The sequence below is a fragment of the Bacillus sp. 22475 genome (genome assembly GCF_052044835.1).
In the GTDB taxonomy this organism is placed as follows: Bacteria; Bacillota; Bacilli; order Bacillales; family Bacillaceae_G; genus Bacillus_A; species Bacillus_A cereus.
This window is the reverse complement of the sequence record NZ_JBQENW010000012.1, coordinates 126,865-146,048: the sequence shown is the minus strand read 5'-3', so window position 1 is coordinate 146,048 and position 19,184 is coordinate 126,865. Positions and strand designations below refer to the sequence as shown.

The following is a 19,184-nucleotide window of genomic DNA, read 5'->3' as shown; positions in this document are numbered from 1 at the left end:
CAAGGACTGCGGGGTTAGCCTAATCAATTAGAGTTCGATAGAACTCTTTACTTAGGAATCCCTCACTTCTAAACGAAGTGAAAGTGGGGGTAGTTCAAAATCGGATTTGCTATAACCTTCTACTACACATTCTTATAAAAATACTTCACAATAGGCGATACTTCAAAAAAAGAATCCTGGTTTAAAGGATTCTTTTTTGCCCTCCTTCTCTTTGCCCCCCTTAACAAACCAGATTAGCTAGCCAAAACAGGATATGCGAAGGGTAGGGGGCAAAGCTGGGGCGTGGAAAGCCTTTTGACTATGTGTAATTATTTCACTGCCTCTTTTAATTCTTTTCCAGCTTTAAAAGCAGGTGCTTTTGAAGCTGCGATTTGCATTTCTTCACCTGTTTGTGGGTTACGTCCAGTACGTGCAGATCTTTCACGTACTTCAAATGTACCAAAACCAAGAATCTGTACTTTCTCTCCATTTGCTAGCGCATTTGTTACTGTATCTAATAACGCTTGTGTTGCTGCTGCAGCATCTTTTTGTGTAAGTTCAGCTTTTTCTGCTACTACTTTTGTTAATTCTGTTTTATTCATTTTCTGCACCTCATTATATGTAATTAGGTGACTATTATAACGTGTGTGTATTCGTGATGCAATTATGCTGTACATAGAGTTATAGCAAGAGCAAGAGGACAATGTCTGTGTAAAAGGCATAAGGAGGATATTAATTATCGCTTTAAACTCTGTTCATATTTCTTTACATCTTCCATGGTTTTAAATATTAACACATCAAAAACTCCTTTTTCATTCCCACATACGACAACAAAACCATCTGTTGCTTCTAGAACTCTACCGACGCCACCATCTGTAAGTGAAATATTGGTGAGATGTTTTACGTTCAGTTTTTCTTCTTTTTGAATGTAAGTAGTTATGGGTGTTCCTACAGGAAATGCGTCTGTGATCTCCTTTGTTGTATATGTGCCATCATCTACTGATTGAGTTTTAGTTGTAATAGAATCCGTTTGAGTGGCACATCCTGTTGAACATATTAAAAGAATGCCAGTAATAATACTTACACATGCTGTTTTTACCATTCACAAAATCCTCCTATAACTGTTCGTATTGTCAACCCATTTAGGGTAACAAATTATATATACGAAGTTTGTTGGTTTATGTGAGTCGTAAATTAACAAAGATACAGGTATTTTGCCAGAATGTGTTTCAAGCAAAAGAAAAGACACCCAAAGGTGCCTTCTTGCGACTGGAACCATCGTAATATGGTATTGGGTGCCAACCCGATTATTATTTTACCACATTAAGTAATTTTGGTTGTTGAGAAATATAATTCAAATCTATACGTTGTTTACTTTTACTTCATTAGCTTTTTTGTTTTGGATTCTTCAATCTGTTCAGATTTAATTTTAATTTCAGGGGTTATTGCTATCTTGCTACCCGGGTGCACACAGTAACAGTATTTGTTGCGCCAGAACCAACAACAGTAATTAAATGTAAAAAATAGTTGAAAGACAAAATGCATATTATTATATTGAGAATGATAAATTTAAGGTGACATCTGGAAGGGAATAGTTATGAATGAAAACAATAAAGGGGAAGTTATTTCTTAGCATTGATATTATAGGTTGTATCCTTTGGATTATAATGCTTATTATAAGTGTTTTTAATTTTAGAACATGGGTACACCCTTTTTTTATTTTCGTTCGACAATATATGACAATATATAAATTAATAATTTGTTATTATATATACGGATTTATTTACATTAGGAGGAATGAACAACTATGTTTAAAAGATTAGCAGTATTACTTATTGGTGCCCTATTATTATTCGGTTTAGCTGCTTGTGACAGCGTTAAATCAATGACAAGTAATGTCACAGTTGGTAAGGTAATTGAAGAATTTAAAGCTGCAGGATTAGAAGCTGAAAATCCTAGTGACCTACCAGAAAAAGAATTTGGAAATACTAGAAAAGAAGCAAAGCGCATTCTTGTTCCAGCATTAGGTGAAGATAGTGGCGGTCGAATATTTGAGTTTAAAAACAAAGAAGATCTTGAAAAAGCTAAGAAATACTATGATGATTTAGGCAATGGTAATCAAATGCTATTTTCTCATACTTACGCAAAAGGTAACTTTCTTATACAAATGAACGGTGATATGGAAGATGCCCAATTTAACAAATATAAAGAGGTCATGGACAAAGTAATTAAGTAAGTTAAAGAATCCGCTTTCATTTTTCTGAAAATATGTTAGAATTATCTTTGGATGAAAGTCCAATACATATTATTAAAATTAAAGTGGTTATCAAGTCGGAGGAAGGCACCTTAGGGTGTCTTTTTTTTGTGGAAAGATATTTATTGCAGCCATACAGTGGGGGGAAAGATTCAGCTTGAGTATGATTTATTAAATGGAAAGTTCCTACATATTCATACAGGTCCCGGTAAACAGCATGATAGAACCTATGGTTCTCTGTGTGCTCCATCTGTGGAACCAAATGATTTATGTATCCGTGATTTAGGGTATTTTCATTTAAAAGATCTTCAACATATACAAGATAAAAAGGCTTACTATATCTCTCGTATTAAATCTAATACACGTATTTATCAAAAAATTGCAAACCAGATTATTTTCAGGATGGAACAATAAAGAAAGGTACAGAGTATATACAGCTAGATATGGAGGTATTAATGAGCTCTCTCCACCCAGGACAAACATATGAAATATCCGATGCCTATGTAGGTATGATTGATAAGTACCAACCCGTGTAATCGTTCATCGACTTACAGATGAACAACAACAAAAACGAGTACGTGATCAAGCTATACGAGAAAAAACAGTCTTTGATATATTAGGTGTCGTTTATAATTGTACTATGTCTGATAATCAAGCGGCTTAATTCAAAAAAGGAAACCCTTTAGGGTTTATTTTGTATGCAAACCTTTAAAATCCCTACGCATAGACTTTAGCAAAAAGAAACAGCCTCTACTATAATTGATGTTGTATGAGCTTAGCTTGATAGCGATGGGGTAGCACTAACAAAATGTTCTTTTTTCTTCAAATCTTTTATTACTTCTCTTAAATAATATCTTAAGAGGAATTAGTGGGAAAAATGATGTTTCTAGTTAATTTATTTTTAAATGGAAAAAGTTTATGTGTATTTTTATATTTAGTTTTCTTTTTAGTGTTTCTTTGGATAATTTAGTTAAAGGAGATGTAAAGTTTATTGAAGAAGAACTTCATAAATCAAATTTTTTAAGTGGAATTATATTATGTAGGTATTAACAATCATACTTCTGGTTTCTATTGTACCTGTATTTTGAATTGACAACTAAGAATAGGTAATACATAAATATTTATAATTAAGGAGGGGAATAATTTGACAATCAATCAAATGTTTCAATTAGGTGCTTCATTTTTAGTGTTTATTTTTTCAACATTGATTAGTTGGTATCAAGGTAGTAATTTAATAGATTTTCCTGATGAATGGAAGTACACAGCTAAGTTTACAAATTATTTTAAAGGGCCTGTCTCGAATTATAAAGATATTTATCAAGTAGATTTTTTTATATATGCAGCTAAATTTTATCCTGGTTGGGTAATTGTTATGATAATAAGTTTTATTTATATGATATTACTACTTGTTTATATAATATATAAAAGAAAAAATACTGAAATATAAGAAAATTATATTATTAAACATTTAATAATCGTATTATCTTCTTGTATAAACAAAAACAAGGGGGATATAAATATGTTTATATTTAGTGTAAATCCCGATATAATTTTTTTCTTCAATTAACTCAACATCTGTCCTATTTACTTCCATATGAAATTCTCCACGACCTGGTACAGACATATTTAGTTCGTGTCCTACCTGTGGATTATTTGTAGCAATAACTACTTTTAATTCGCTTGCAGTTAGTATCCCAAAATTATGTCCTTTATATTTTGCGTATGTTGTAATTTCATAAGCGGTATCCAAGTCTTCTTTTTTTATTTTTTTAAAGAAAATATTTTCATCCCAATCATCTCGAATAAAACCATTTAATAGTTCAGCTGGATCATTCGATATAATTTCTAAATCATCTTTCTTTCCAGCTAACATGTATTCTTGTCCATTATATAATCCATATTTTCCATCTCTAATCATTGAGTCACCTACTCTACTGTTTTTTGGTTGCCGGTATTAAACGGCAGAACCTTTGTTTTTATAAGGTTCTGCTGTTATCTGTTGTAATTAATTCTCTTTATTTAGTGTAAATCCCCAGATAGGTTCTACTTTTTCAATTAACTCAACATCTTCTAGTCTTACATCTTTTACGAATTCACCACGACCAGGTGAAGACATTCCTAATTCTTTTCCTACTTTGGGATCAATCGTATATATTGAAACAGTTCCTTTGTCTTTATTTTCTCCAATAATTCGAAACATAATTTCTTTATGCTTGGCAAAAGGTGTAATGTCATACGCTGTTTCTAACTCGGATTTTTCAACTTCTTTTATAAATAAATTGGGATTTCGTTCGTAGGGTGTAAAACCGTTTTGTAAGTCCTTTTGATTTGTAGAAGTTAATATAAACCGATTATCGATTTTGGATATACTATATTCTGTTCCTTTATAAACTGCATACTCATCTCGTCTAATCATTTCCATAATTCCTTTCTTATTCCTTAGTCACAGCTGGAATGAATTTTTTATCTAGCTCGCTATATATTCCTACCAAGCGTTCCTTTCCATTTACAATTTCATATATTTCTGCCCCATCATGTGGTCTTAATTTCTGTGGAAATTGAGATTCATATTCTGGAATAATACGTCCGTTTTCAGACATTACAAATCCATTTCCTGTTTGAGGATATTGTAAGTAATCGCTAGGTTTTTTATTTATTGGATCATTAAAATTATCGCCATAAGGGATATATAGTTTTTCCGCATCATCCGATGTAAATCTAATAACACCAAAATCACTTTCGGTAGTAAATTTGGTTTTGTGATAATCTAAACGTAATGAGTGAAATAAGTCGTGTGATGATTGAATGTCTGCTACATCTTCAAATTTTGCAACGCATCCCCCAACTTCATTGAATCGTTCATCCATTAAGTATTTTTTTATATCTTCTAACGGAATTGCTTTCTGCATCATTGTAGTAGAAGTTGGTGCGGGAACACTGTCTCTAATCTGTTTCATGGCCACTACTTCTTCTGGACTAAGTTCATGATACATTTTCGTTTTTAGCTCATCAAACGTTTCACGTGACATATCTACATCCCGCAAAACAGAATCTATTTGATTTTCAAAGTTACTTTCAGCTAGATGTTCAATTTGTTCTCGTGTATATCTCGGTTTGATTTCTGCCAATGTTCCGCCAGTATTCTCTAAATAACGTTTTACTTGTGCTTCACCTACACTTGTGACAGGTTGGGACCTATCACCTTTAGCAAACTGGTAGGTTGAAAGTTTTTCTTCGGTTTGTCTAAAAGTAGCACTATCAAATACAGATCTACTACCATTACCGCCTGCGAAAGCCAAATTATCGCCTTTATTAAATAATTGTCCAGCTTTTGAGATACCTTGAGAGAATTTAGCACCTTGTGCCAGCTTTGCAGCCTTACTAACCCCTTTATCTCCAAGAAGACCTAATCCAATTTGTGTTAAAGCATACGATCCCCATCTTGCACGTGTTTCTGCATCCCCATTTATCACATCTTTATTAAAAGAGTCGGATAACGCATCCCACATAGCAGGTAAAGCCTCATCTAAATGGGTGACAGTGTAGCCCATGCCTTTCCAAGTTTCCCAATCACCTAATGCTTTTATACCGTCGATTGTATCTCCAACAGCATCTTCCGCACCATCTACTATACCATCCCAAACTTTTCCTAAGAAGGATTTTTCAGATGATTTACTAGGTTTAGTTTCTTTTTGAGTCATTACACCTTCATTATCTGCAACGCGGAATTTTTCAGCAATTCTCTTTAATTCTTCTTCTACATGCACAAGTGCATTGATAGCTGTGAATGCGGATGGTCTGGCATTGTTGAACATTTGAACAAAGTTTTGATTCGATGCACCAGTCCATTGGAAACACATGTAATCAATTTGATTGCATAAATTATTATGTATGGATTCTAGCGCGTGTTTTGTATCATTAGCCCGTTTTGCAACTTGTTCCAATTCTTCGGGCGTTATTTTTATTTGAACCATTTTTTTCCTCCCTTTCCCCATTAAAATTATGAGGTAAGGAAGGGGGGAATGTAAATACTTAATATTAAGAAAAATTAGCTGAAGCATATAAAATAATTATGGGCGAATCCAGTGTAAATGTGAAGTGAATATAGAGTTTTTATGAACATGAAAAAGTTGTAGTTTCAATTGGAACTACAACTTTTAATTCATCTTTGACATTATTGGGGAGGGGAGATGAAGTGAGCTGGAATAAAATTGTTTTAGTACATTTGCTTTATTTTAAAAGTAGTTTGAGTGAAGAGGGTAATTTGCTAAATACACTATGTTGTTCATTTCCTTCTTGGTTCATACCTGCTTGATAAGATGAAAATCCTTTATATATTTTTCTTTTCCATTGCCATAAGCCATTACTTTGATCGAATTCACCATAGTAATGATTGTAATCAAGCTTGTTTCCTGTGTTTTTATTAAAATTATTGCTAATAAAAATACGGCTATTACTCGCATAGATTTGGTTATTGGTAATTACATTGTTCCGGGTATCATAATTTAATTCGATTTGGCCACTCTCTTGATCTTTTGTATCATTTTTATAAATTACATTGTTCGTAATTATGTTATTTTCCGCATATCCTTGCTGACTGTCATATCCACCAATTGCAATGCCACTCATAATATTATTGGATATCGTATTGTCTCTAACGGTAATTTGGCTTGCGCTTTTTCCTGCATGTTCGCTAGCTACTTCAATACCGAGATCATTTTCATAGCTTTGATTTTGCTCAATGATAATTTGCTTCCCACCATCCACGTAAATACCATCAGCTGAATATTCATTATAACTAGTATTATTGATGGATGAATTGTGATGGACAATGTTATTACGAACAACTCCATTTCGTGCCTGATCTAAAGAAGCTACTGGAGATACTTCTTCATGTCCAATCAGAACAATTCCAATGTTGTTGTTATCATGTACTTTGTTATTGGTAACTTCAAAGGAATCTACATTCCCATTCACAGCAATTGCTTCACTCAGTCCTAATTTCAAATTTGCTACTTCGTTATTATCAATGACAATATGATTTAAATTATTTTGTGCACTAGATGAAGTACCGTAGACCGCAATACCGTGTGCATTTCCATCCTTAACATTTGCTTCAATGTGGTGAATATAATTATTTCTAATATCAATGTAACTTCCTGTTCCAGTGATATAAATACCAATAGGGGTTTCGTTAACTTTCGTTGACTTTAAGTTACGAAATTCTAATCCTTTTACTTGAATATAGTTTTTGTCTTCTATTGTAAATAACCCATCATTTTCTAACTTGACTTTAGAACCATCAAGAATGACTTTTTCATCCTGGTAATTTTGAAAAGTAATGGGTGCTCCTGAGGCACCAGAATGATTGACACGAACCTTCTGGTTATAAACTCCGCCTCTTATGTAGATTGTACTTCCTTCTTTAGCGACGTTAGCAGCCTTTTGAATGGTAGCAAAAGGTTGATCTAATGTACCGGGATTGAGATCGTTTCCTGTTGGAGATACATAGTAATTTGTAACAGGATTTGCATTGTTATTGGATTGTGCAAAGATAGAGGTAGGGAGTGTGAAAATTAACATACTGAAAGAAAGGATAAAGATAAAAAGCGATTTTTTTAATGAGGGAAATATTGTTTGATATTTCATCATGATCCTCCTTCTTTATTAAGCATTCCTTCTCAACTATATAATTCAAACAGACGATTTATATCTTGTACTAATAAAAAAAACCAGTAATGTATTCTGGATTAAGAAACACCAACTCCTATGGTCTACGTATTCTATCTGAAACTAAATTTTTAATAATTCATGGTTTTTCGTATAAAATCAAATCATATATATGTGTACTTGAAGAAATACGGATATTAAAATCGGTAGACGAGGGAATGAGGGATACTGATACTAATTTTAAGGGAAGTTATTCAAAATATATTTTCTATTCAATTAAATCTTCCCTGTGTATCATGTTAACTGTTGTACTAATTGGATTGGTAAGACTAACAGATAATTATTTAAAGTGGGGGTAGTTCAATAAATCTGAAATTAACATTGTTTTATATAAGAATCCAAAAAAGTTTATCAAGTTTTAATATTCAAAAAATCATTTATATAAACAAGTATGTTGTGGTAACATTTAACAAAAGGGGGTAGCGTATATGAATGTTGAAATTATTTCTAAAGAAGAAATCACAAAATTATTAAACGACTGGTATCAAGCTATAATTTCACAACGTGTAATAAAGTCTAATAAAATAAAAGAAGAGATTGCAGATAAAATCAATAATATTAAGGAAGACCAAACAATATTAGTATACTATGCTTTATTGAATGCGCGGTATAATCTGCTAATTCGTGATATAGATAGTTCAAAAGATATTTTGGATAAAATTGAGCCATTAGAAGAGCCTACAGAAACATTTTTAGAGTACTATCATCATTTATTTAAAGCAATTTATGCTACTAATACAGCAAACCATAGTGAAGCAAGAATGCAATTTGAAGAAGCTGAAAAGTATTTAGAGTACATGCATGATGAAATCGAAAAAGCTGAATTTAATTATTGGCTTGCAGTTCATTACTATCACATATTGAAACCAATCCTAGCTATTCAATTTGCTACGAAGGCAAATGAAGTATTTTCAATTAGTCCAGGGTATGAATTAAAAACTGCTGCTTGTTTGAATACTTTAGGGATGGCACACACTCGCTTAAGTGATTTCGAAAGTGCAGAAGAATATTTACTTTCAGCATTGGGTACTTTCCAAAAATCTCATGACGAAAGTCTTACTAAACGTGTAAAGCACAATTTAGGACTTTTATATGCAAGTCAAAACATGTCAGAGTTGGCAATTAAGCATTTAGAGGAATCACTAGAAAACAACGCTAAAACGATGTTTCTTTTAGCAAGAGAACATTTTAAGTTAGGTCATAATCATAATGCTAATGAATATATTGAGAATGGCTATAAGATTAGTGACTTATGTTATCGTCATCATTTTCAAATTTTAAAAGCAGTACATAACTATGCACCACAAGAAGAATTAGAAAAGGTGGTCATGGAAGGTATTTCGTATTTTGAAAAAGAAGAATTATATGATTGGGTAAAAGAATATGCTTATCTTTTAGGTAATATATTCTATGGTTCAGAAAATCACGAAAAAGCCAGCAAGTATTTACACATCGCTTTAGATGCAGACAAAAAGAGTATAGAAAGAAGGGCGCTAAAATGAAAAAAGCAATCTTATTAATGATGATGTTATCCGCTGTTTTTACTTTTGGTCTTACTAATGTAAAAGACGTATCACAAAATGAAACTATTGAAGTGTTTATGGATCATGGAGAGCATATTTAATTATCTAAAAAAAGAGGGAGCTGCGAGCACCCTCTTTTTTTATTATGAACATATTAATTTAGAAATAACATAAGTAGCAGTAGGAATGAAAAATATAAGGGATAATGTTCCATAGTACCAAATACAGTCTGATTTACATTCTTAAATACCAAACCATACATTCTTCTTTACACCCAATGCTTTTAAGGGTGGAGTTGTGGCTAGAACGATTGAACCGCTTCTATTTTCATCACCGAATACTGCTAACTTTGTATGTATAGGGTCTAATCCCTTTACTTGAATATAATTTTTGTCTTCTATTGTAAATAATCCATCATCTTCTAATTTGACCTTAGAATCATCGAGAATGACTTTTTCATCCTGGTAATTTTGAAAAGTAATGGTTGCGCCTGAGGTACCAGAATGAGCGACACGAACTTTTTGGTTATAAACTCCGCTTTTTATGTAGATTGTATTTCCTTCTTTTGCGACATTACCAGCTTTTTGAATGGTAGCGAAAGGTTGATCTAATGTACCTGGATTGAGGTCATTTCCTGTTGGAGATACATAGTAATTTGTAACAGGATTTGTATTGTTATTGGATTGCGCCAAGGTAGAGGCAGGGAGTATGAAAATTAACATACTGAAAGAAAAGATAAAGATAAAAAGCGATTTTTTTAATGAGGGAAATATTGTTTGATATTTCATCATGATCCTCTTTTTTTATTAAGCATTCCTTCTCAACTATATAGTTAAAACTGACGATTTATATCTTGTTTCAATAAAAAAAGACCCGGGATTGAATTCCGGGTCAAAAGACATCAACCACCATGGTCTCCGTCTGCCATCATACTTTGAACGACTTTTACTACGTGACTATCTGTTTGAGAGGTAATTCCCAATGTAAACATTAAAGCAGTAGCAATACTCATCACTTTAATTAGCTTTTTCATTTTAAAGCTCCTTTCGCATCGGCTTTTTTCTTAGCTTGCATTGCTTTATAGAAGTATGTACCTGCTTTGGCATGCTGCCCTTGTTCAAAAATCTTTTCTGCTAGAACATTACAGCATTCATAGATATACTCATATAAATCTTCTCGTTCAAAGTATTCAATTCCTGCAAGAACTGTACCTTCTAATTTTTCAGCAGGGACATTATTATTAATGTCTCTTAAAATTTTAAACCGATGCTGATATTCTTCATTGTTTAGTTCTGTACAGAGTTGTAATCCTCTTTCAAATAAAGTATTAGCAGTTTCTTGGTTTCCTAGTTTAGAGTGTTCTCTGCCTTCGATGAAAATGGCTTTATAGTGGTTAGGTTTCTTTTCGGATACTTCAGAGAGGTAGCGAATAGCTAATTCAGACATATTTTGCCCTGCATATAATAATCCTAAATTATGACGAACCATTACAGTAAATTTTTCTTCTCCAATTTTTTGGAACAAATCCATTGCTTTTACAAGGTGTTCTTCGGCTAATGCCCATTCTCTTAAATTGGTACATGCCATGCCAAAAAGGTTTTCACAGAATCCTATATTTCGTTCATAGCCTTCATGTTTAGAGAATATTTCTTTAGCTTTGTTAACATACTTAATTGATTGGAGTGATTCGTAAATATCATAATGGAAAGCACCAATTTTATAGTAAAATTCAGCCTGCTCAATTTCATCAGATACCTCATTTAGAAGTTCTTCTGCTTTATCATAATTATCTCTTGCTATTGAATAGCTGCCTACGGTACTTGCATGAATTGCTTTAAAGAAGTGATAGTAGTAGGTTAATATATTATCATTTGGAATTTGAAAAGTTTCTACTTTGTCGAAGCAACCCTTTGAAATATTTAAATTATCTACTATAAACTTATAACGAAAATCTAATAGTGAATAATATAAGTGTAAGCTCTGATCCGAGACATCTTTCATTCTATTATCGATTTCTTCTTTTAGCTGGTGAGCATTATCAATGCGTCTCGCACGGATTTCAATATACCAATCATTTAACATATTAGCTACTACCTCATATTCTTTGACTAAAGTATCCATAGTATCCTCCTTATCCTATTGCAGTATATGTATTAATAATAACAGAATTTGGATATTTTACACATAAAAAATATATAATATTCTAATTAATCTAAAATTAATCTTTGGAGTTCATGATATATAATATTAATAATAAGTTTATATATAGTTCTTAAATCGGAAATTTTTATTATTGTTTATTTTAATATAATAATATTAATGAGCTATTACAAGGGAGGGATGATATTCTTATTGAATAATATCCAAAAGAAACTAGGATACTTAATTTGAAAATTATTCATAGATTTATTGTGAAAATTAATTTAAAAAGTATTTTTCATAAATTTTAAGATAAGTAAAAATATCTTTAATGATTAAGATATGGGGGAGAAATGGGTATAATGAACTACAGTTGGAACAGGTATTGGTATGAAAGAGAAGAAAAAGTAATTTTCGATCATGATGGGTTTATTGTTAACCCAAAGGACAATAAAGAGCAGAGACTAGTTACTTTTAAATCAATTTCTTATAAAACATGTTTAATTCTTTTGGGAGGGCCGGGAATAGGAAAATCTAATACTATAGAGATGGAGTATTGTAAGCTCAAACAAGAACTAGTTAGGGATGCTAATAAAATAGATAAAGTGGAGTTTGTAGACCTTAGTAAAATTTCTACTCGTGAAGATTTAAAAGAAGAACTACTAGAAAATCCTTTTTTTGATGAATGGATTAGTGGAAATGGACACCTTTATTTATTTTTAGACAGCTTTGATGAATCATTTATTAAATATGAATCTTTGACAAATATGTTAATAAAAAAGTTCCGTGAGCATAAATCTGAACTTTATAGATTAACTTTAAGAATAGCTAGTAGGATAATTTTGGAAGTTTTTGAATTAGAGAAAGAATTAAAGAAGTTATGGGGGGAAGATTCCTGTGGAATATATCAACTAGCACCATTATGTAAGGAGGATATTATAAAAGCCTTAGAGGAAAATAACATATCAACAAAAGATTTTATAAAAGAAATAAAAAATAAAAATTTAGTTTCATTTACTGGAACACCTGTTACTTTACAAATGTTAATAGGTTACTATCATACGGGATATGGTGTGTTACCTAATTCAAGAATTGATATTTATAAACAAGGATGTAGGGGTTTAGTCAGTGAGATTAACCCTAGCCGTAAGACAAAACAATCACAGGCTGGTAGGTTAAGTGAAATAGAATGCTTGAATTTAATATCAATAATTGCAACTATTACTCTGTTTTGTAATAAAAGTATTGTAAATACAAGTGGCATCTTAGGTGTGATAAATAAGTCTGAAATAGGTTATGTTGATATTGAAACTATAATGAAATTAGAAAGGGAGTCGGATGTTGAAGAGGCATTAAGAACAGCCCTTTTTGTAGCACGTGGAACAAATAAATATGGATGGGCGCATCTAACATACGCGGAGTTTTTAGCAGCAAATTTTATAAATGAACATCTTAATAATGACTAAATTATGAATTTGCTTATTCATCCTAATGATCCAGAAGAAAAAATAATTCCTCAACTTCATGCCACAGCTGCTTGGATAGCAGGCATGAACCCAGTTGTTTTTGAGGAGATTTTAGAAAGAGATTATAACGTATTATTTTTAGTTGATTTTACAGATATAAATGGTATCCAAAAAGAAAGGTTTATTGATAAGTTTTTGAACTCACTAAATAAGAGGGATAATCGAAACTTTTATGCAAATTATCAAATATATAGTAGTTTAAATCATATTAATCTTAAACAACAGTTGAAAGACTTTATTTTGAACACTACAAATGATGAAATAGCTGTTGTAATCGCAATGGAGATTGCAATTCAATGCAATATTGATTTTAAACAAGAGTATTTGGATTTAGCTTTAAATAGAAGTGGTGAAATCCAAGAAAAAGCTATACTTTTATATCTTAAATATGCAAACAATACAGAGCTAATATGTTTAAAACCCTTAATTACAAATGGAGTATATTTAAGAGATTCAGTGTTAGAGCACATTTTAGATCTATTAAAAAAAAATAATTTAATTGAAACTGAAGAGTTCATGACCGCATTACTTAAATTTAAAATAAATCAAACTCTTGATGAAGAAAGACTATTAAAGTTGGTTAATAATTTTAAAACCATTGATTTTAAGATAGCTTTAAAGTGGGGAAAAGATAAGCTTAATATGTATTCCTCAAGAACATTTACTTATATAATTGATTTATTAATATATCTTATACTAAAACGTATTGATAATGAAACTATAATAGAATCTTTAATAGAAGAGATATTGTATTCTAGATATGAAAGTGGTAAGCCTATAATTTCAAAAGATCCCTTATATATATTAAAAGATGGGTTAGATAAAAAGAAAAAAATAACTATATATTTATTAGAATTAGAACATAAATCAGAAATTCCTTATATGGAACTTGTCGCAGATCAATTATTTACAGTTAAAGATTTATCATGGTTAATGTCTATTAGAGCTCGCAAGAATTCGGTGCTTTCTTGGAATAGTATTGATAAGTTAATAGAAAAATTAAATAAGCAAATAAAAATAAATAGGAAAAAAGAAGAGACCTTGTTAAAGGATGAAGTATTGGTTAGAAAAGAAGTTGCTGCAATTGATTTATCTATTGATAATGCTGTTGACTCTTGGATTAGATTCTGTAATCAACCATTATTAAATGAGTTTAATATAAACTTTTTAATAGATCCAAGAAAAAGAATTAGACTTTTACTTATAAATGAAAATATAAAGCAAAAATTAATTAAAGCCGCATTAAATTATCTATTGACTTATCAGTTAGACAAGGAAAGTATTTATGAAATGATTCATTTTACTAAAGATGTTGAGGCTGGAAAATTAGCATTCGAAATTCTATATGAAGCTCAGCGAGATATCTTGATAACTTTGCCTGAGACAGTATGGGAAAAGTGGGCACCTATTATCATATATTCCCCATATTCATCACCTTTCGGAGAGAAATGGAATCATGATATTTTAAAGTTAGCTATAAAAATAAATAAATCTATTATATTGAATGGATTTATGGATATGTTAGATAAACGAGATGTAATTCGAAATGTAATTACTGATTTTTGTTATATATACTGGTGTGATAAGTTAGCAGAATCCATATTAGAAAGAGTAGAATCGGATAAAACTGATATTAATAAAATAATATATTTGTTAGGAGCTCTTTTAAAGAAGGGTTATAAAAAAGGATATGAATATGCAGTATCAATCTTAACACTACCTATACCTAATAATAGTGATTGTAGGAATAAAGCAATAGAAATTGCAACTTGTTTGATTAGTAAAGGTTACGATGCGGGTTGGAATACTATTTGGGGAGTCATTAATACTGATAAACAGTTTGGTATTGAACTTTTTCACAGAATTGATACAAAAGGTTACTCAAAGGGCTTACACCTTGGAAATTTAATTGGCAATAAGTATGTAACAGAAAAGGACTTAAAAGAACTTTACTTATGGATTGAAACTAATTTATGTAACAGTCAAGAAAAGATTGTAGACTATTCTAGTTGTATAGGGTGGCAAGGATCAATTTTACACGAGTTAAGGGATCGAGCTAACAAAAATGCTTATGAAGCAATAAAAGAAATCGTAGAAGCTTTACCGAATGATATGGAAGCATTGTATATGTGGTCTTCTATAAAGCATAATTATATAAGAGATAACTGGATACCACATAGCCCTAAAGATATTAGTAAATTATTATTGGGTGGATCGAATCTTTTAATATACAACGAAAAACAATTATTAGAGGCAATTTTAAAATCATTAGATCGTTTACAAAAAAAATTGCAGGGGGAGACGCCTGCAATGATTGATTTATGGAATGAGTCAAAAGAGAATGGATATAGACCTAAGAATGAGAATGCTTTTTCTGATTATATTAAACGACATCTTGAAGAGGACTTAAATCATAGAGGAATTATTGTGAATAGAGAAGTAGAAATTAGAAGGGGATATGGTACTGGAAGTGGTGAAAGAACAGATATACAAATTAATGCAATTATTAAGGATCCTACTGAACAAAGAAATAAAAAAATTACAGTTATAATAGAAGTGAAAGGCTGTTGGCATAGAGAACTAGATATTGCAATGGAAGAACAACTTATAAATAGATATCTATCTGATAATGAATGTAATTATGGTATCTATTTAGTAGGATGGTTTTATTGTAAGCAATGGAGAAAGTCTACAGTTACTTTTGAGGAGAAAGGTAAGTATTTTAAAGAGAAGGCAAAAGATTTATCCAACAAACATAAAGTAACAGTTGTACCCATATATAATGAATACAGCATTAAGGAATTAATTTGTTAATCTATATTTCTTATAAATTTCAACTAGTTAAAAAGATGAAGAGAATGGTATGTGTGATGATCTTAAAATTAATCTAAAAAATGAAGTATATTGACTTAGTAATTAATCTACTATGCACAAACAAAACTAAATTAAATTTGTAAACGAGGGATGAATAGCTATTGGATCAAAAATATAATTATAACGGAATGAGTAGTGTATTTCATTATGTAATAGATCAATTAGATAATGTAGATCAAGGTGTTTTTGGACCCGTTTCATTTCTTGATTACTTATCAGGATTAGGATTTCCAAAGTTAAAAGCACCTGATGCAATTTCTATTGACTCTTGGGAAAGACTACATCAGTCATTAAAAAATAATGATTGCATGGTTTTAAGATTAGGTAAATCCACAGGGGCAGGAACACAGTTTGCTGTGGTTAAAGTAAAAGATAGATTAAGTGAATATTTTCTTTTTGATGAGAAAATATTTACAAATGAAGGGGTAGAATATTTTCCGGAAGTAGAGGATAATCAATTACTTGCCTATCAGTTATTGCCCACTTTAACAGAGGCATCTATAGTAAATCTTGGCTTCACATCAGGGCTTATTAGTAAGGCATTAGGGTTAGATGAATTTAAACCTATTTTTCCACCTGCCACATGCAATTCTACATTTACTTTTTCTTTTAAACCACACTCTTCAATGGATATAAATTTAATTCATAAAAATGGGCAAGTAGAGATTGACGCCATGTTCGTTGAAAAGCGTAATAAAGTAAATACTTTGTTCGTGATAGAAGCAAAAGTTGGTAATAAACATAAGTCTTTAGCAAAACATAAGTTATTGTATCCTGTTCTTGCTGTTGCCCCACAGATTCCAGATAGTATACCAATTGTACCTGTTTATTTAAAAGCACAATATGAAAAAGATGGTATTCATTTTCATATCGTAGAATGTGAAATTCCAGATCCAAGAAAAAATTTAGTAGGATACAATGAGCTACAAGTAAAACATTATAAACATTATATTTTACCTTCCCAATTGCTAGAGTACACAGGGAAGAAGTAGTAGGAATGCAAGCTAATATATTGATTCATTTGGAGAATATTGTATAAAAATATAACAAAAGGCATATCTAATAAATAACATACGCCTTTTGTTTTTTAGTTCTGTTATTTTTGTTTTCATTGATACTAAGAATCCAGTTTTAAGTTGAATCCTATATATACGTTTAGTTTTTACGCCTTCCTTTTGTAAAATAATTATTTGATTTTTTGAAGAGTTTTTATCTAAATTGATTTCTTCAAAGCGAGGGTAATTAAAAGCTGAAACTTCATTTCGGTTTCAGCTTTTAATTAGATAAGCTTTGGTTTGATTAGGATATATAATATGCATCCTTCTCAAGAGGATCAGAGAAGAAGGGTTTTTATTTATAAAGGATTAATGTTTTCAGTAAAAAGTAAGTTAAGGAGAAGACAATATGATTTCCGTTATTGTAAATTATATTAAAGAGAAAAGTAAGTTGCTATATACTATAGCAGTAATAGGAGTAATCTTTTATTTTATAAATAGTCAATGGAGCGAATTTAAAAGTAATTGGTATTCTTTAACCCCTATTATTAAAATTATATTAATGCATATGCCAAGCGTATTATTAATACTTACTTTTGTATGTGTTACTATATCCTTATTTAAAATTAGTAATAGAAAATCAAATGAAAAGATGAGGGATTATTTAAAATCTCAAAAAATTGAAGTTGAGACAGATGAATTTTTCAGGCCTGTAGGAGCAGCTGTTATTGAGGAATATAATTTTTTTGAAGGGATAGAAACCAAGACAATAAAAATTAAAGTTAAAAATAAAGAAGAAAACCTTATTGAGTTTATAGATGGATTCATTTCATTTTACTACAAAAAAGAGCGAGTAAAGGTAGTGCCAGTTAAAATAAAACAATTAAATAAAGGTTATTCTGAAAGGATATACTATAATAAAATAGATAAAGATACAATTAACTGGGATTATTTTGATTTCTATATAAATGAGATGAAGATTGATGATGAAATTTATACTAATGTAAGTTTAAAAAGTCCTAGTGTATGTAAAACATATTATTTTTATTTGAATATAGATCAATTTATAGATAAAAAAATATTTGGAATTAGAATAAAATATAATTTAGTTTGGTTAAAAGAGAAGTTTAGAACGGGTTTTAGAATAGTGCGGTTCTATTGTTCACCTAGAGAATATCAAATTAGGAATGGTAGGGTCTATACGAATATTTGGAGGAAAATATATAGTTTATTAAAGAAGCTCGTAGTCTATGCTCTTTTTGGTATCCTTATTTTATTATTTTTAATGTCATTATTAGATTTTATTGATATGTTTAAAGAAATTGTTGGTATATTCAAAATGCAAGATGGTCAATAATTTATTTTTATTTACAATTGTTGATAAAATATATATTCATAGAAAATTCCCATTTAAATGGTTTTATTTCCATATATTAAATGTTACCTTGTAAGTAGGGTAAGAAAACCCTATTGTTATTTAAAACATTTATAAAGAGAGGAGTTAATATTATGAAACTTCGTTATGCTCTTGTAACGTCGGTTGCTTTTCTAAGTATTTTAGGTATCGGAACCACTGATTCACAGGCTTCCACTGATTTTAATGGGGGGGACCAGAAAAAATTAACACAAACTCTCAACATCAGGGATTACACAGTTACTCTGCCAACATTTTTTAGTGGATATCAACTTACTTATCATGAGCCAGGAATGACTTATCGTACTAGTAATGATTTGATAAAAGTTTCTTCTACTGGACAATTAACAACTTACTTTTCTACAACAGCAAAAGTATATGTTTATAGAAATGGTGTATTAGATCATACAATTACAGTAATTGTTGGACAAGGTTAAAATTAATTGATGTATTCTATATTTCTTAATAGATAACTAGTAATTGGGATAAGTATTCTATGAGAAAATATTTTGTTCGTAGATCATACAAATCATCAGTTATTAGTTGATATTGGATCTAATTAAAAATAATGGAAACAAAACGTATTTGAAGTGTAAAAGCCCCTTACAATAGAGGGCTTTTATTTTATATTTATATTTTTTCGTGAGATAAAGCTTCTATAAGATTAAAAGGTTGTAATTATTTATGTAATAAACCCACAATTGGTCCGGGTAAATTTTTAATTGCAACTCCTAATGATAAAACTTTGTT

The 19,184-nt window shown here is 30.6% G+C and carries 17 protein-coding genes and 2 pseudogenes; 10 read left to right on the top strand and 9 right to left on the bottom strand.

Annotated features, from left to right (window positions below; genetic code table 11):
- Positions 1–308: 308 nt before the first annotated feature.
- Together ACTJJY_RS19555 and ACTJJY_RS19550 are read right to left on the bottom strand one after the other, a co-directional pair.
- Entirely contained in the window at positions 309–581 is a 273-nt protein-coding gene (locus tag ACTJJY_RS19555; RefSeq protein WP_001043944.1) for an HU family DNA-binding protein, read from the bottom strand.
- 134 nt (positions 582–715) lie between these two features.
- Positions 716–1,081: a hypothetical protein gene (locus ACTJJY_RS19550; RefSeq protein ID WP_440606333.1), complete on the bottom strand. Its 366-nt coding sequence runs from the start codon at positions 1,079–1,081 to the stop codon at positions 716–718.
- A gap of 705 nt (positions 1,082–1,786) precedes the next feature.
- Here ACTJJY_RS19550 and ACTJJY_RS19545 point away from each other — a divergent pair.
- From ACTJJY_RS19545 to ACTJJY_RS19535, 3 genes and pseudogenes are all read left to right on the top strand, one after another.
- Positions 1,787–2,215, top strand: a complete 429-nt coding sequence (locus ACTJJY_RS19545) for a hypothetical protein (RefSeq protein ID WP_000476451.1) — start codon at positions 1,787–1,789, stop codon at positions 2,213–2,215.
- 144 nt (positions 2,216–2,359) lie between these two features.
- A pseudogene (locus ACTJJY_RS19540) lies at positions 2,360–2,834 on the top strand (transposase); the annotation flags it as partial.
- A gap of 543 nt (positions 2,835–3,377) precedes the next feature.
- Positions 3,378–3,680, top strand: coding sequence for a YjdJ family protein (locus ACTJJY_RS19535; protein ID WP_140348247.1), 303 nt, complete (start codon positions 3,378–3,380; stop codon positions 3,678–3,680).
- 33 nt (positions 3,681–3,713) lie between these two features.
- On the opposite strand, the gene ACTJJY_RS19530 is transcribed toward ACTJJY_RS19535, so the two are convergent.
- From ACTJJY_RS19530 to ACTJJY_RS19515, 4 genes are all read right to left on the bottom strand, one after another.
- A complete protein-coding gene (locus tag ACTJJY_RS19530; protein ID WP_440606332.1) occupies positions 3,714–4,151 on the bottom strand; it encodes a hypothetical protein in 438 nt (145 codons plus the stop codon).
- Positions 4,152–4,238: 87 nt separating this feature from the next.
- Entirely contained in the window at positions 4,239–4,649 is a 411-nt protein-coding gene (locus tag ACTJJY_RS19525; protein ID WP_277510110.1) for a hypothetical protein, read from the bottom strand.
- Between the two features lie 16 nt (positions 4,650–4,665).
- Complete coding sequence (locus ACTJJY_RS19520) at positions 4,666–6,207, bottom strand: WXG100 family type VII secretion target (protein ID WP_440606334.1); 1,542 nt, start codon at positions 6,205–6,207, stop codon at positions 4,666–4,668.
- A gap of 256 nt (positions 6,208–6,463) precedes the next feature.
- Positions 6,464–7,882: a right-handed parallel beta-helix repeat-containing protein gene (locus ACTJJY_RS19515; protein ID WP_440606331.1), complete on the bottom strand. Its 1,419-nt coding sequence runs from the start codon at positions 7,880–7,882 to the stop codon at positions 6,464–6,466.
- A gap of 509 nt (positions 7,883–8,391) precedes the next feature.
- On the opposite strand from ACTJJY_RS19515, the gene ACTJJY_RS19510 reads away from it, so the two are divergent.
- Both ACTJJY_RS19510 and ACTJJY_RS19505 read left to right on the top strand, forming a co-directional pair.
- A complete protein-coding gene (locus ACTJJY_RS19510) occupies positions 8,392–9,465 on the top strand; it encodes a tetratricopeptide repeat protein (protein ID WP_440606330.1) in 1,074 nt (357 codons plus the stop codon).
- Complete coding sequence (locus tag ACTJJY_RS19505) at positions 9,462–9,587, top strand: hypothetical protein (RefSeq protein WP_000709205.1); 126 nt, start codon at positions 9,462–9,464, stop codon at positions 9,585–9,587. Before ACTJJY_RS19510 ends, ACTJJY_RS19505 begins: the two co-directional genes overlap by 4 nt.
- Before the next feature lie 261 nt (positions 9,588–9,848).
- Here ACTJJY_RS19505 and ACTJJY_RS19500 read toward each other — a convergent pair.
- From ACTJJY_RS19500 to ACTJJY_RS19490, 3 genes and pseudogenes are all read right to left on the bottom strand, one after another.
- A pseudogene (locus tag ACTJJY_RS19500) lies at positions 9,849–10,274 on the bottom strand (right-handed parallel beta-helix repeat-containing protein); the annotation flags it as partial.
- Between the two features lie 113 nt (positions 10,275–10,387).
- On the bottom strand, positions 10,388–10,519 hold the full coding sequence (locus ACTJJY_RS19495; protein WP_000733479.1) for a hypothetical protein: 132 nt from the start codon (positions 10,517–10,519) through the stop codon (positions 10,388–10,390).
- Positions 10,516–11,607, bottom strand: a complete 1,092-nt coding sequence (locus tag ACTJJY_RS19490; protein WP_440606329.1) for a tetratricopeptide repeat protein — start codon at positions 11,605–11,607, stop codon at positions 10,516–10,518. The genes ACTJJY_RS19495 and ACTJJY_RS19490 overlap by 4 nt, the downstream gene beginning before the upstream one ends.
- Before the next feature lie 380 nt (positions 11,608–11,987).
- Here ACTJJY_RS19490 and ACTJJY_RS19485 point away from each other — a divergent pair, with 380 nt between their 5' ends.
- The 5 genes from ACTJJY_RS19485 (at position 11,988) to ACTJJY_RS19465 (ending at position 18,871) form a co-directional block, all read left to right on the top strand.
- Positions 11,988–13,091 carry an NACHT domain-containing protein gene (locus ACTJJY_RS19485; protein WP_440606328.1) on the top strand — a complete coding sequence of 368 codons (1,104 nt, stop codon included), beginning with the start codon at positions 11,988–11,990 and terminating at the stop codon, positions 13,089–13,091.
- 3 nt (positions 13,092–13,094) lie between these two features.
- Positions 13,095–15,965, top strand: coding sequence for an NACHT domain-containing protein (locus ACTJJY_RS19480; RefSeq protein ID WP_440606327.1), 2,871 nt, complete (start codon positions 13,095–13,097; stop codon positions 15,963–15,965).
- Positions 15,966–16,126: 161 nt separating this feature from the next.
- The gene (locus tag ACTJJY_RS19475) at positions 16,127–17,017 is read left to right on the top strand and encodes a DUF6997 domain-containing protein (RefSeq protein ID WP_440606326.1); all 891 of its coding nucleotides are present in this window, start codon (positions 16,127–16,129) and stop codon (positions 17,015–17,017) included.
- Between the two features lie 412 nt (positions 17,018–17,429).
- On the top strand, positions 17,430–18,377 hold the full coding sequence (locus ACTJJY_RS19470; RefSeq protein WP_440606325.1) for a hypothetical protein: 948 nt from the start codon (positions 17,430–17,432) through the stop codon (positions 18,375–18,377).
- Positions 18,378–18,529: 152 nt separating this feature from the next.
- Positions 18,530–18,871: a hypothetical protein gene (locus ACTJJY_RS19465; protein ID WP_016093820.1), complete on the top strand. Its 342-nt coding sequence runs from the start codon at positions 18,530–18,532 to the stop codon at positions 18,869–18,871.
- Positions 18,872–19,184 lie beyond the last annotated feature (313 nt).

Coding starts and splice junctions, on each gene's coding strand:
- ACTJJY_RS19490 (WP_440606329.1), bottom strand. CDS start 11,607: ATGGATACTTTAGTCAAAGAATATGAGGTAGTAGCTAATATGTTAAAT.
- ACTJJY_RS19465 (WP_016093820.1), top strand. CDS start 18,530: ATGAAACTTCGTTATGCTCTTGTAACGTCGGTTGCTTTTCTAAGTATT.
- ACTJJY_RS19555 (WP_001043944.1), bottom strand. CDS start 581: ATGAATAAAACAGAATTAACAAAAGTAGTAGCAGAAAAAGCTGAACTT.
- ACTJJY_RS19550 (WP_440606333.1), bottom strand. CDS start 1,081: ATGGTAAAAACAGCATGTGTAAGTATTATTACTGGCATTCTTTTAATA.
- ACTJJY_RS19470 (WP_440606325.1), top strand. CDS start 17,430: ATGATTTCCGTTATTGTAAATTATATTAAAGAGAAAAGTAAGTTGCTA.
- ACTJJY_RS19525 (WP_277510110.1), bottom strand. CDS start 4,649: ATGATTAGACGAGATGAGTATGCAGTTTATAAAGGAACAGAATATAGT.
- ACTJJY_RS19485 (WP_440606328.1), top strand. CDS start 11,988: ATGAACTACAGTTGGAACAGGTATTGGTATGAAAGAGAAGAAAAAGTA.
- ACTJJY_RS19495 (WP_000733479.1), bottom strand. CDS start 10,519: ATGAAAAAGCTAATTAAAGTGATGAGTATTGCTACTGCTTTAATGTTT.
- ACTJJY_RS19520 (WP_440606334.1), bottom strand. CDS start 6,207: ATGGTTCAAATAAAAATAACGCCCGAAGAATTGGAACAAGTTGCAAAA.
- ACTJJY_RS19505 (WP_000709205.1), top strand. CDS start 9,462: ATGAAAAAAGCAATCTTATTAATGATGATGTTATCCGCTGTTTTTACT.
- ACTJJY_RS19480 (WP_440606327.1), top strand. CDS start 13,095: ATGAATTTGCTTATTCATCCTAATGATCCAGAAGAAAAAATAATTCCT.
- ACTJJY_RS19515 (WP_440606331.1), bottom strand. CDS start 7,882: ATGAAATATCAAACAATATTTCCCTCATTAAAAAAATCGCTTTTTATC.
- ACTJJY_RS19510 (WP_440606330.1), top strand. CDS start 8,392: ATGAATGTTGAAATTATTTCTAAAGAAGAAATCACAAAATTATTAAAC.
- ACTJJY_RS19530 (WP_440606332.1), bottom strand. CDS start 4,151: ATGATTAGAGATGGAAAATATGGATTATATAATGGACAAGAATACATG.
- ACTJJY_RS19545 (WP_000476451.1), top strand. CDS start 1,787: ATGTTTAAAAGATTAGCAGTATTACTTATTGGTGCCCTATTATTATTC.